Below are 12498 nucleotides of genomic sequence, written 5' to 3' on the forward strand. Positions count from 1 at the left end.
CGCGAATCATAGCCGATCGAAGCGCAGGTCAACCTCGCGGGTCACGTGGCCGCGGCGGACGTCGGTCTGTAAAGTCACGGGTGCCAGCAACTCGGCGAGCCCCGGCGGTGGGATCGCCTCGACCGTCACGTCGCCCTCGGGCAACCCCTCGATCGACCAACGACCCTCGGTGTCGGTGGTCGTCTCGGCGAGCACGGTGTTGCCGTCGCGCGTGCGCACGTAGAGGCGCGCGCCCGCGACCGGCTCGCCGCGCTCGTCGGTGACCTCGCCGTCGAGCCCGGCCGCCTCCTCGAGGTCGACCACCAGCGTGCCCGGGGCGCCGCCTGCCGGCCGCGCGAACGAGGTCGACGTGTTGACCCAGCCGGGCGCCTCGACGCGCACCCGCACCCGCTCGCGCGCCAGCCGGGCGGCCCGCACCTCGCCCGCCTCGTCGGCGGCCCACACCTGGCCGTCGACCTCCACGCGCGCCCCGGCGATCGGGTCGCCGCTGCCGGTCGCACGCACGACGACCTCGAGCGACCAGCCGCGCGCCAGCGCGAGCTCGACCGGCGCCTCGCCGCGGCTGGCCTTGTCGATCTTCACGCGCTTGCTCGCCGGCGCGTACTCCGGGTGGTCGAGCTCGAGCGTGGCTGTCCCCGGGACCAGGCACGAGAGCTCGAACAGGCCGCGCGCGTCGGTGTACGTCACCTCGGTCGGCGCGAGCTCGCCCGCCGGCAGCAGCGTCACTCGCACGCCGGCGATCGGCTGGTCGTTGCCGTCGCGCACCCGGCCCTCGAGCCCGCCCTCGGCTGGTTGCAAGACCTGCTCGATCGACGTCGGCCGGCCCTCGAGGTCGACCTCGACCACCGCCGGCACCATCCCCGCGGCGCGGATGATGATCTTCTGCTTGCCGCGGCGGTGGCCCGCGCTCCACATGCCGAAGCCGTCGCTCGTCACCTCGAGCCGTCGGCCAGCTCGATGCGCGCGCCGGCGATCGGCTGGCGGTTGCCGTCGAGCACGCGCCCGCCGAGCGGCACCCCGTGGCCGAGCGTCAGCACCACCCCGTCCTCGCGCTCGCCCGGGCTGAGGTCGACGATCACCGTCGCCGAGCCGGCGTGGTCACCGTGCACCGCGTGTAGCCGGTAGCGGCCGGGCATCAGCGTGTCGAGCGAGAAGTCGCCGCGCTCGTCGGTCTCGGCCCAGGTGCCGACGGCCTCGTCGTCGCCGACCAGCGGGATCGGCGGGACCGCGCCGCGCGTGACCCCGAGGCTGCCGCCGCGCTGCAGCGCGCTGAACGTGCGCGCGCGGATCATCGCCTCGCCGGGGCTGTAGAGCGTGTCGGCGTCGACGACGATGCTGGCCTCGGGGACAGGTCGGCCGTCGTCGTCGATCACCGTGCCGGCGATCCGCCCCGGGCGCACCAGCGTCAACGTCTGCCGCGCCGGCGTCTCCTTGCCGACGTCGACCGCCACCGACTCCGAGGGCAGGTAGCCGTCGGCGTCGGCGCGCACCACATACGGCCCGGGCACCACCGGGCCGAGGTCGGCCATCCCGGCGTCGTCGGCCTCGGCGATCTGCTGCAGCAGGCCGACGCTGGCGTAGCCGAGGGTCACGCGGGCGCGCGGCACCGGCGAGCCGTCGGGGCTGACGACCTGCACCGGCACGCGCTGGGCGGCGATCAGCGCCAGGCTGACGTGCCCGCCCGGGCTCAGGTTCTCGAGCGGGATCGAGGCGTACTCCTGCTCGCCCGGCTTCTCGGCCCGCACCTGCGCGACCAGGCCGTAGACGCCGTCGACCAGGTCGGAGAACAAAAATTCGCCCGCCTTGCCGGCCGGCTGCACGAGCGGCGGCCACAGCGACGAGCCCTCGAGCCGCACCTGCGCGCGGCTCACCAGCGCCGGATCGCCGACCACCGCGCCGCTCAGGTCCTGCAGCGAGTCGACCACGATCACCACCCCGGCCTCCGGCGCGAACGCCTCGACCACCGACAGCGCCAGGCCTTGCCCGGTCGCCCGCAGGCGCAGCGGCCCGGTCGGCACGGTGTCGAGCACGAAGGCCCCGGCCGCGTCGCTGTCGACGCGCCACGGCTCCGGCTCGCCGAGGCCCGGCAGCGGCGCCGCCTCGATCCGCACCCCCGTCACCGGCTGGCCGCGGCGATCGATCACCTGTCCCTTGAGCCAGGAAGCCGGCCCGAGCGCCAGCGTCGGCAGCACCGCCTCGGTGCCCGCCTGCGCCGGCGCGGTCAGCACCCCGCGCAGGTGGCCGGGCACCAGCGCCTCGACCGTCACCGCCGCCGCCGGTCCGGCCGGCAGCGCCAGGTCGAGCACGAACACTCCCTCGGCGTCGCAGCTCGCCTCGGCCAGGAGGAACCCGCCGCGCCACGCTCGCGCCTTGCACTCGCGCGGCGGCGCCAGCGGCACCGGCGGCCCGTCGGCACCTGGCTCTTTGTCCAGGGCCGAAGGGTCATAGCCGTCAGGACCGGTCCCATCGGCCAGGTCCTTCGCGTCAGGTGCCTCCGGCGGCGCGGCGAGGGCTCCGCCGACCTCGACCATCACCTTGCCGCGGACGCGCGCGGGCGGGGCGGCCTCGGCCGGGGCCGCGGTCGCCTCGCCGGGCGCCTCGTCGGGGCCGCCCGCGGCCTCGCCGGGGTCGCCCGCTTCGCGCCCGCAGCCGCCGCGCAGGAGCAGCCCGCCGGTGGCCGCGAGGGCGACGACCAGGCCCGCGAGCGCCGCCTGGGTTCGTCGCTGCATCAGCCGACGGCGATGGCGTCGATCTCGACCAGCACGTCCTTCGGCAGCGTCGCCACCGCGACGGTCGAGCGGGCCGGGCGGTGGTCGCCGAAGTGGCGCCCGTAGACTGCGTTGACCGCCGCGAAGTCCTTCATGTCCTTGAGGAAGATCCCGCAGCGCACGACGTTGGTGAAGTCCATGCCGGCGGCGCGGAGGATCGCGGCGAGGTTGTGCATCACCCGCTCGGTCTGGGCCGTGATGTCGCCCTCGACGATCTGCATCGTCTGCGGGTCGAGCGGGATCTGGCCGGCGGTGTAGAGCGTGCGACCGCCGCTGACGACGATCCCCTGGCTGTACGGGCCGATCGCGGCCGGCGCGTCGGGGGTGGAGATGACCGTACGGACCACGGGCGGGGCGTCTTGCTGCATGGCCGCAAGGGTCGCCGATGCCCGCGGCTGGGGCAAGGCCCGATCGCCGCGCCGCGACCCAACACGAGGAGCGCGCCGGGCCATGAGGCCTGGCGCGCTCGACTCGCGCGGTGTTGGTTCACCTCGGCGCGGAGGCCAAGGCTCAGGCAGCCGCCGCCGGGGCGTTCTTCTTGTTGAACGCGAGGCGCACGCGCGACGCGTAACGCGACGCGGTGTTGCGGTGGATCACGCCCTTGCTCGCCGCCTTTCCGATCGCCTGCAGCGCGAGCGGCAGGTTCTCCTTGGCACCCTCGAGGTCATTACCTTCGAGGGCCTTGCGCAGCCGCTTCATGTACGTGCGCATGGTGGACAGGTGGAACACGTTACGCTCGCGCCGCTTGAGACGTTGACGGTTGCGCTTCTCTGCCGACTTATGATTCGCCACGGCTCTTGCTCTTCGTTTCCTGGAGGGGAGGGAGCTTATGGACCCGAGCCCCGGCCCTTGTCAAGGCGAGGACCGGCTGCCACTGTACGCCCCGCGCGCCGCGGCCATGGGCCCCACGGGTCATTACACCCGAGTTTTGACCGTGCGCGGACGTGCCGACGCGTGTAGACCCTCACAACCATGCCGAGAGCCCCTTCGCCGCGCCCGTGGAGCCTGCTCGCCGCCCTCCTGGTCGGCTGCGTGTTCGTCCCGCCGCCCCCGCTGCCGGAGGAGATCGCCGCGATGGAGGCCGCCAAGGCCGCCCGCAAGTCAGGCCGCCCGTCGGCCCCGGGCGAGGCGGGCGCCGAGGAAGGCGGCGGCGGCGGTGCGGAGATCGCCTTCAAGAAGGGTGACCCGGCCCCCGAGGGCCTCTCGCCGGCCCAGCTCAAGGCCTACAACATCGCCCAGGGCGACCCGGAATCCGGCGAGTTCACCCTCGAGGAGGCCCTCGCCGGCCTGCCGGGCCGCCCCGACGACGCGCTGTGGGTCCTCTTCAAGACCCCGCGCGGCGTCCTCGAGTGCGAACTCGAGGTCGAGCGTACGCCGAAGACGATCGCCAACTTCGTCGGCCTCGCCCGCGGTCTGCGGCCCTGGTACGACAAGGCCTCGGACGCGTGGGTCAAGCGCCCGTACTACGACAACACCACCTTCCACCGCGTGATCCCCGGCTTCATGGTCCAGGCCGGCGACCCGACCGGCACCGGCCTCGGCAACCCCGGCTACCTGATCGAGGACGAGATCGATCCGGAGCTGGTCCACGAGGCGCCCGGCGTGCTGAGCATGGCCAACCGCGGCCCCAACACCGGCAGCGCCCAGTTCTTCATCACCCTCAACCCGACCCCGCACCTCGACGGCAAGCACACCGTGTTCGGCCACTGCAACGACGCCGCCATGCGCCTGGCCGACGACATCGCCCTGGTCCCGCGCGACGCCAACGACAAGCCGCGCGACCCCGAGCTGCTCAACTCGGCCGAGATCGTCCGCCGCCCGAAGGTTCGCTGACGGGCGCGCCTGTCCTCGCGGACAGAGGCCGCCCCCCACCCCTCTGCTATGGTGGGGCGTGCTCGTCGTCCATGTCCACGTCCACGTCGTGCCCGACCAGGTCGAGGCGTTTCGGGCCGCCACCGTCGCCAATGCGTCCGCGAGCGTGCGCGAGCCCGGCATCGCCCGATTCGACGTCCTGCAGCAGGAGGGCGACCTGGCCCGCTTCATCCTCGTCGAGGTCTACCGCGACGAGGCCGCCCCGGCGCGCCACAAGGAGACCGCGCACTACCAGCAGTGGCGCGACGCGGTCGCGCCGATGATGGCCAGCCCGCGCACCAGCGTCCGCTTCGCCAACGTGTTCCCGGCGGACGACGCGTGGTGATCCCGTTCGAGCTGGCGACCGCCGCGCGGATCGTCTTCGGGGTCGGCGCCGCCGCCCAGGTCGGCCCGATCGTCGCCGAGCACGGCCGCCGCGCCCTCGTCGTCACCGGCCGCGACCCGGCCCGCGTCGAACCTGTCCTCGAGAACATGCGCGCCGCCGGCCTCGCGGCGACCGTGTTCACCGTCGCCGGCGAGCCCACGGTCGCCGACGCCGAGCGCGGCGTCGCGGCCGCGCGCGCGTGCGACTGCGACGTGGTGGTGGCGATCGGCGGCGGCAGCCCGCTCGACGCCGGCAAGGCGATCGCCGCCCTCGTGCGCAACCCCGGCCCGCCGCTCGACTACCTCGAGGTCGTCGGCCGCGGCCGCCCGCTGGTCCACGACCCCGTCCCCTTCGTCGCCGTCCCGACCACCGCGGGCACCGGCTCGGAGGTCACGCGCAACGCCGTGCTCGCGGCCGAGGCGCAGCGGGTCAAGGTCAGCCTGCGCAGCCCGAAGATGCTGCCGCGCGCCGCGATCGTCGACCCCGCGCTGACCCTCTCGCTGCCGCCGGCCGTCACCGCCGACTGCGGCCTCGACGCGCTGACCCAGCTGATCGAGCCGTTCGTGTCGCGCAAGGCCAACCCGATCACCGACGCCCTGTGCCGCGACGGCATCGCTCGCGCCGCCCGGGCCCTGCCGCGCGCCTTCGCCGACGGCCGCGACCTCGAGGCCCGCAGCGACATGGCCCTCGCCAGCCTGCTCGGCGGCCTCGCCCTCGCCAACGCCGCCCTCGGCGCCGTGCACGGCTTCGCCGGCCCGATCGGCGGCGCCTTTCCCGACGCCCCACACGGGGCCGTGTGCGCCCGCCTGCTGCCCGAGGTGCTGCGGATCAACGGCCGCGCCCTCAGGGCCCGCGAGCCCGCGAGCCCCGTCCTGGCCCGCCTCGACGAGGTCGCCCGCCTCGTCACCGGCGACCCGGCCGCCACGCTCGACCACGCGGTCGAGCACCTGCGCGCCCTGGTCGCGTCGCTGCAGATCCGCCCGCTCGCCGCTTTCGGCCTGCGCCCCGCCGACCTGCCCGACCTCGTCGACCGCTCGCGCCGCGCCAGCAGCATGAAGGGCAACCCGCTCGACCTCACCGACGCCGAGCTGCACGAGGCCCTGACCGCCGCGCTGTGAGACATGTCCCCGCGGACATGCTCAAAAAGACATTCCCCTTTTAACATGTTCTAGAGGACATGCTCTGAAGGATTCCCCGCGAGCGCGCCGCCGCAGGCGGAGCCGCGAACGCACGGCCTTGCTCGGCGCTACCAGCGAGCGACGCCCGAGGCCGCGACGGCCCCGTGGAACCGTCGTCCTCTTCGAGAGAGGCGCACCGCGGCGCGAATCCTCGAGGTCACTCGCACGGCCTGCCGGTGCGGGCAGCCTCCGATCGCGCCGCACAGGAGCGCCGAATCCTCGCCGCACCGGCCCTGCGGCTACATGGGAGAAATCACTCGCACGGGTCTTCTTCGCTCGCCGGTCCGCGCGGCGCGTGCAGCATCGACACCGGGATCGGCGCCGGCGGGGCGTCCGCGTCGAAGCTCGCCAGCACCTGCACGTGCGCGTCGCCGGAGAACTCGCTGTAGTCGACGCGGACGTGATGCACCCCCGCCTCGAGCTGGGCCTCGCCGCCGCGCGACTGCGTCTTGCCGCGGGTCCGGTTGAGCACGATCAGGTCGCCGTCGACGTACACCCGCGAGCCGTCGTCGGAGATCGACTGGAAGATCGCCTTCGTCGGCGCGTCGAGGTGCAGGCAGCTGTCCCAGCGGACCGAGAACTGGTCGGCCGGCACGTCCTCCATCGGCGCGTCGCGGCCCCAGTCGAAGTCGATCTGGCGGTCGTAGCGGATCTGCCACTTCCCGCTGTGATCGGAGCGGGCGTAGTAGGTCCCGCGCCACGGCTGCAGCGTCAGCGTCCACCACGGCCGCACCGCGAGCAGCACCACCACCGCGGCCGCCGCGGCGATCGCTGCCCGCCGGTGCCACTTCGGCCGCGGCGTCGCCTCGCCGCGCGCCAGCGCGATCAGCTGCCCGAGCCGCCACGTGTGCGCCTCGACCTCGCCGCGCCCGAGCAAAAAGCTCTCCGGCTGCCACGCCGGCCGGCGCCGCTCGGCCTGCAGCGCCGGCAACGCCCGCCCCAACTCGGCCACCGCGCGCGGTCCGACGGCCGCCTGCAACCGCGCCGGCAGCCACCCGCCCACATCTTCGATGTCCTCTGGAACATGTCCATCGGGACAGACTGCGCGCGCCAGCGCCTCCCACGCGCCGACGAGGTGGTGGGCCGCGCTGCGCGGCTCGCACGAGGGGTCGACGGTCACCGCGCGCGCGGCCCGGTGGGCCGCCTCCGCCACGGACAGGGCACGTTCGGTCTCGGTCATCATCCGCTCACCTCCTGGTCCTTCTCGCTCACTCTCGGCGCGGCCTTGGGCGCGGGCAGCCGCCGTCGCGCGCCCTTCTCGGTGCGGTGGGACACCGGCCGGCCGCGCAGATCCTTCACCACGTTGAGCACTCCGCCGTCGCGCTCGACCGCGAAGATCTGCGGCGCGTCGGGGAAGCGCGTGTCACAGTGGTCGCGCAGGTAGCCGACGCTGAAGTCGGAGTACTGCTCGCCGGGCCGCGACTTGAACGAGCGGAAGTTGCCCGGCACGTGCAGGTGCATCGCCTTGCCCGAGAGACAGCCGGTGAAGTAGTACACCGAGTCGAGGTACGTCGCGCGCTCGTTGTCCCACAGCCAGCGCTGCAGCCCCAGCATCGCCTCGGGGTTGGTGTTGCCGTAGTAGTCGGTGTCGTAACGGCCGATCGCCCCGGCCACCCCGCCGACGAGGCGGTTGAAGTAGACCACCTGGTGCGGGTGCAGCCGGACCGACTGCACCAGCAGGTCGACCAGCAGCGCCCCCGTCAGCGCCCACGCGGCCGCTCGCGCCCACCGCCGGCGCAGGCGCACGATCAGCGCCTCGGTCGTCACCGCCGCCAGCGCGACCATCGGCGGGACCACGAACAGGAAGTGGCGATAGCCGTCGTACAGCGGCGAGCCCTTGTAGACCGCGTAGATCGGCGGCACGAAGATCGCCATCCCCAGCAGCAGCAGCGCCAGCGCCGGCCGCACGTGCTCGGGCCGGCCGCCGCGGCGCAGCAGCGCGGCCACGCCCCACAGCGTGCCGATCGTCAGCATCACCAGCACCAGCTCCGGCGTCTGGAACCCGAAGTAGTGCGGCAGGTACTCCCAGCCGATGTCGTAGTTCCACACGTACGCGTCGCCGAACGGCATCTTGCGCTGGTGCGCGTCGAAGCTGCTCATGCGCCGCAGGGCGATGAACGGCCGCGTCAGCGGATCCAGCTGCGCCCAGGGCCAGCCGATCAGCATCACCGCCCACGCGCCCGCGGTCACCGAGGTCCCGATCGCCAGCGCCCGCCGCACGTGGGCCGCCAGCGCCGCCCAGCTGCGCCGCAGCCAGCCCGCGTGGGCGACGAAGAGCCCCAGCACCAGCGCGAGGAAGCACAGCAAGATCAGCCCGGCGATCCGCACGCTCAGCGCCAGGCCGATCGCCACCGCCAGCTTGGCCAGGGTGCCCCGGGACGGCCGCGGCAGCTCGCCGATCGCCACCACCATGTAATAAAGGCTCCACGCGTAAGCGACCGCGAACGGGCTGTCCTTCGGATTATTGAACATGTGGCCCCACCACACCGGGTGGAGCGTCAACATCACCAGCGCCAGCAGCCCCGCGCGCGGGCCCGCGAGCGCTCGCCCGAGCTTCCACGTGCCCACGAGGCCGAGCACGCCGACCAGCCCGCCGAGCAGGTGGATCGCCGGAAAACCCTCCATCGGCCGCGCGATGCCGCGGAAGATCGCTCCGAGCAGGTCATAGCCGCCGCCGTAGAGGTAGTTGATCCGGTAGGTCAGCGCCCCCGTGTCGGTGAAGCCCGAGCTGTACCACTGCGAGATGCGCGAGCCGTACGCCAGGTGCCACGCCTCGTCCCACGTGACCCCGTACTGGCGGAAGGTGAGCAGCACCGTCACCAGCGCCGCCGCGAGCCACGCCCACGCCACGCGGTCGTACCCCCGCGCGGACGATGCGGAAGTCGACGGTAACAGGCGCGACAGCAACGACGATGATGCGTGTGACAAGCGGCCCCGACCTCGAAATTGCCCCCAGTGTGGCGAGCAGCGCGGCCGGTTCAAGCGCCCGCGTCACTGTTCGCGAGCTCGCGACCTGCAGGTCACGCGCGCCGCCGCAGTTCGCGACCTCGAAGCGAGGCTGTGACAGATCCCGCGCGCCCACGCACGCCCGCCCATGCACCGCGAGCCAGCAATCACTGCGCGGCCTCACGATCTGTCTCTCCGAACATGTCTCTCGGAACTCATAGCGACAGAGGTCGCTACCGCCACCTTCGGCCTCCACGGCTCCGCCCTTCACTACCTGTCCCGTAGGCCAGCCGTCCCCCGCTCGCTCCCGCTCCCTGTCCCCCGCGCCCCCCGCAATTGCGCCCTCCGCCGCCATGCACGCGCGTGCTAGTCTCGCTCGCGCCTGTGACCGCCCCCACCTCTGCCCCGCCGGTCCTCGCCCCGCGCACCTGGTTCGCCCCCGGCCCGCTCCCGGCGCGCCGCGGCCTCGCCCTGTTCGGCTGGGGCCTCGCTCAGCCGCTGCTCGGCCTGCGCGTCGTCGTGCGCGAGCCGGCCCTGCTGCGCGCCGCTGCCTGGCCGGTCCTGCTGTTCGCCGGCTTCTGCGTCCTCGTGGCCCTGGGCGCCGAGGACGACGCCGGCGCTCGCCTCGATGTCTTCCTCGCCACCCTCGTCACCCTCGCGCCGGCGCCGGTGCTCCTGTTCGGCAAGACCTACCGGCGCCTGGCCGCCGCCGCCCGCGTCCCGCTCGGCCTGTCCCCGAGGACAGCCGAAACGCCCAAGCTGCGCACCGCCATCGCCGACGCCGTCCGCCAGGCCATCCTCCTCGGCGTCGGCCTCGTCCCGGTGTGGCTCGCGTTCGAGCTCGTGCAGGCGTTCTGGCCCGCCGCCGCCCCCGGCTTCGTGTGGATCGCCTGGGCAGTCGCCGGCTTCTGGGCCCTGCACTGGATCGTCGTCGAGGCCCTCGACAACGGCCACACGGTCGACCCCGCCGCCCCGGCCGACCCCGCCGCGTCCGCGGTCGACCCGTGGTTCGTTCGCCTGTGGCAGGTCCCGCTGCTGCGCAAGTTCTCCGGCCTGCTGCGCCGGCTCAGCCGGCCGTGGCGGCGCGAGCTGCAGCTCGTCGCGCGCCACCCCGAGCTCGCCCTCGGCTTCGGCCTCGGCGTCGCCGCCATCATCGTCGTGCCGTTCGCCGCCCTGGTGTTCCGCCCGGCCGCCGTCGTCGCCGCGGTCCACGTCCTCGGCCGCGTCGACGAGGCCGCCCCGCCAGCGTGACCGCCTGAACGCTCATATCCTTTCAGACATGTCCATTCCGACATGCCTGAAAGGACAGTCGCTCTCACTCCGCGTGCGCCGCCATGAACTCGAGCGCCGCAGTGCACGGGAACGTCGTCTGCGACACCGCGGCGACCAACGGGCACTGCCCGCCCCTGCACACCACCCGGGCCTCGCGCCGCCCGCTGCCCTCGGTCTCCGAGGTGAAGCTGCCGACCTCGGTCATGTTGACGTCGAGGATCGCGTCGGTCCCGGAGATCCTCACCTGCACCAGGTGCTCCGGGCACTCGAACTCCATGCCCTCGAGCTCGCACGCGATCGCCCCGGAGCCGTCGACCGGCTCGACCGTGAACCGACCGCCCCGCTTGGTCTCGAGCATGAAGTCGACCGCCAGCCGCTCGGTGATCTCGCCGCAGCCCTCGTCGAGCACCTCGCCGAGGAGGAACTCCCACCGCCCCTCGCGCGGCTCGAACCCCGAGCTACAAGCAGACAGCAGAGACAGACCGACCAGCCACGCCCGCATCATGACGGCAGGCTAGCAGACCTCAGCCGGCTTTTCGCATGAACACCAGGTATTGGTACGGCAAGAGCTCGCGGTCGGTGCGCTCGTGGGAGAAGCCGAGCTTCTGCAGGTGCGCCGCCACGATCGCGTCGTCGACGCGCATCGCCGCCGGCGGCCCCGGAGCGTCCTCCGGCGCGTCTTTCTTGAAATCGACGACCACCAACAGCCCGCCCGGCTTCAGCGCGTCGCGGACCTTGCCGAAGAAGCGCGAGGGCTCGTCGATGTGGTGGTACGTGTCGACCATGAGCGCCACGTCGAGCCCCTCGGGCAGCTTCGGATCGGCGCTGGCGCCCTCGACGGTGGTCACGTTGGCGAGCCCCTCCTTGGCCGCGCGCTCGCCGATCCACTTCACCATGTCGGGCTCGAGGTCGTTGGCGATCACCCGCCCCTCGGGCACCGCCTTGGCCAGGCGCACCGTGAAGTAGCCGGTGCCCGCGCCGAGGTCGGCCACGGTCATCGCCGGCGTCAGCTTCAGCGCCGCCACCACCTCGTCCGGCTTCTGCCAGGCCGCGCGGTCGGGGCTGTCGAACTGGGCCGTCCACTCGGCCGCGTCGGTGAAGCGGTGGTGCTTGTGGTGCCCGCGCCCGCGGTGGTCCTCGTAGGCCTGGGCCTGCTCCTCGTGCTCCTGCGCGTGGAACGCCCGCTCCTTCTTGGCCTCGTGGTCATGTCCTTCCGCACCTGCGTGTTTGGGCATGTCCTTCGGGTCATGTCCTGCGGGCGGGCCGGGCTGTCGATTGCACCCGACTAGGGCCCCGGCGATCGCGACGATCACGGCTCTTCGCATGCCCGGACCATACCCTCAGCGCAGCAGCGCGGAAAGCCGCGCGCGCACCCCCGGCCACGACGTCCACGCGGGGTCCGGCGGGTCGCCGCCGGCCAGCACGCCGAAGAAGCGCATGCCGCAGGTCTCGGCGAACCGTTGATCGGCGAACGCCCGGTCGCCGACCATGACCATGCGCTCCCCGGGCAGCCCCATGCCGGCCAGCGTCCGCGCCGCCATCCGCGCCGCCGGCTTCATCGCCCCGTGCTCCTCGGTCACCAGCGAGAAGTGGAACAGCGCCGGGTCGATGCCGAGCGCGCGCAAGCGGTCGTGGGCGCCGCGGTAGTCGCTGACGAGCCCGAGCCGCAGCCCGCCGGCGCGCAGCCGCAGCAGCACCTCCGCGACCCCGGGGTAGGCCCGCCCGGCCCGCTCGACCGCCCGCAGCACCTGCGGCTCGTAGCTGTCGGAGATCCACCGGCGCCAGCTCTCCTGCCCGCGGTCGTCGCTCGCCAGCCGCTGCAGCGTCTCGCGCGCCAGCGCCCCGGCGTCGTCGAAGTCGACCCCCGCCAGCCCGGTCCGCACCTTCGTGTAGCGCCACAGCCGCGGCAGCGCCGGCAGCATGCGCGTCAGCACCCACCGCTCGACCGGCCGCTTGTCGTACAGCGTGCCGTCGAGGTCGAACACGACCCCCTCGATCGCCCCGTCACTCGCCATCGCGCGCTCCCCTTCGCTCATGACTTTTTTAACATGTCCGTCGGCGCATGTCGTGAACGACATGTCTCGGGCGACATGCTCCT

Annotated in this window: 13 protein-coding genes; 4 read left to right on the forward strand and 9 right to left on the reverse strand. The window is 73.3% G+C overall.

The features are described 5' to 3' along the window. Positions 1 to 6: 6 nt before the first annotated feature. From OV090_RS15205 to rpsT, 4 genes are all read right to left on the reverse strand, one after another. Positions 7 to 936: a carboxypeptidase-like regulatory domain-containing protein gene (locus OV090_RS15205; RefSeq protein ID WP_267704355.1), complete on the reverse strand. Its 930-nt coding sequence runs from the start codon at positions 934 to 936 to the stop codon at positions 7 to 9. After that, positions 933 to 2729 (reverse strand): carboxypeptidase-like regulatory domain-containing protein, encoded by a 1797-nt coding sequence (locus tag OV090_RS15210; RefSeq protein WP_267704356.1) that lies wholly within the window; start codon positions 2727 to 2729, stop codon positions 933 to 935. The genes OV090_RS15205 and OV090_RS15210 overlap by 4 nt, the downstream gene beginning before the upstream one ends. Next, a complete protein-coding gene (locus tag OV090_RS15215) occupies positions 2729 to 3136 on the reverse strand; it encodes a RidA family protein (RefSeq protein WP_267704357.1) in 408 nt (135 codons plus the stop codon). Before OV090_RS15215 ends, OV090_RS15210 begins: the two co-directional genes overlap by 1 nt. A 142-nt stretch (positions 3137 to 3278) precedes the next feature. Next, the gene (gene rpsT / locus OV090_RS15220; protein ID WP_267704358.1) at positions 3279 to 3560 is read right to left on the reverse strand and encodes a 30S ribosomal protein S20; all 282 of its coding nucleotides are present in this window, start codon (positions 3558 to 3560) and stop codon (positions 3279 to 3281) included. 180 nt (positions 3561 to 3740) lie between these two features. Between rpsT and OV090_RS15225 the strand changes: the two genes are divergently transcribed. Genes OV090_RS15225 through OV090_RS15235 form a run of 3 tightly spaced genes read left to right on the forward strand, consistent with a single transcriptional unit; the run spans position 3741 to position 6122 of the window. Beyond that, positions 3741 to 4601, forward strand: coding sequence for a peptidylprolyl isomerase (locus OV090_RS15225; RefSeq protein WP_267704359.1), 861 nt, complete (start codon positions 3741 to 3743; stop codon positions 4599 to 4601). Positions 4602 to 4659: 58 nt separating this feature from the next. Then, positions 4660 to 4965: an antibiotic biosynthesis monooxygenase gene (locus tag OV090_RS15230; RefSeq protein WP_267704360.1), complete on the forward strand. Its 306-nt coding sequence runs from the start codon at positions 4660 to 4662 to the stop codon at positions 4963 to 4965. Further along, entirely contained in the window at positions 4959 to 6122 is a 1164-nt protein-coding gene (locus OV090_RS15235; protein WP_267704361.1) for an iron-containing alcohol dehydrogenase, read from the forward strand. Before OV090_RS15230 ends, OV090_RS15235 begins: the two co-directional genes overlap by 7 nt. Positions 6123 to 6435: 313 nt before the next feature. On the opposite strand, the gene OV090_RS15240 is transcribed toward OV090_RS15235, so the two are convergent. Then, positions 6436 to 7365: a PA14 domain-containing protein gene (locus OV090_RS15240; protein ID WP_267704362.1), complete on the reverse strand. Its 930-nt coding sequence runs from the start codon at positions 7363 to 7365 to the stop codon at positions 6436 to 6438. Further along, positions 7362 to 9032 (reverse strand): glycosyltransferase family 39 protein, encoded by a 1671-nt coding sequence (locus tag OV090_RS15245; RefSeq protein WP_267704363.1) that lies wholly within the window; start codon positions 9030 to 9032, stop codon positions 7362 to 7364. Before OV090_RS15245 ends, OV090_RS15240 begins: the two co-directional genes overlap by 4 nt. 480 nt (positions 9033 to 9512) lie before the next feature. On the opposite strand from OV090_RS15245, the gene OV090_RS15250 reads away from it, so the two are divergent. Beyond that, positions 9513 to 10379, forward strand: coding sequence for a hypothetical protein (locus OV090_RS15250; RefSeq protein ID WP_267704365.1), 867 nt, complete (start codon positions 9513 to 9515; stop codon positions 10377 to 10379). A gap of 64 nt (positions 10380 to 10443) precedes the next feature. Here OV090_RS15250 and OV090_RS15255 read toward each other — a convergent pair whose 3' ends face one another. From OV090_RS15255 to OV090_RS15265, 3 genes are all read right to left on the reverse strand, one after another. Further along, positions 10444 to 10905 (reverse strand): hypothetical protein, encoded by a 462-nt coding sequence (locus OV090_RS15255; RefSeq protein ID WP_267704366.1) that lies wholly within the window; start codon positions 10903 to 10905, stop codon positions 10444 to 10446. Between the two features lie 19 nt (positions 10906 to 10924). Then, positions 10925 to 11635 carry a class I SAM-dependent methyltransferase gene (locus tag OV090_RS15260; RefSeq protein ID WP_267704368.1) on the reverse strand — a complete coding sequence of 237 codons (711 nt, stop codon included), beginning with the start codon at positions 11633 to 11635 and terminating at the stop codon, positions 10925 to 10927. Between the two features lie 105 nt (positions 11636 to 11740). Next, on the reverse strand, positions 11741 to 12478 hold the full coding sequence (locus OV090_RS15265) for an HAD family hydrolase (protein ID WP_267704370.1): 738 nt from the start codon (positions 12476 to 12478) through the stop codon (positions 11741 to 11743). Positions 12479 to 12498 lie beyond the last annotated feature (20 nt).

Source organism: Nannocystis sp. RBIL2, from assembly GCF_026626745.1.
Lineage (GTDB): Bacteria > Myxococcota_A > Polyangia > Nannocystales > Nannocystaceae > Nannocystis.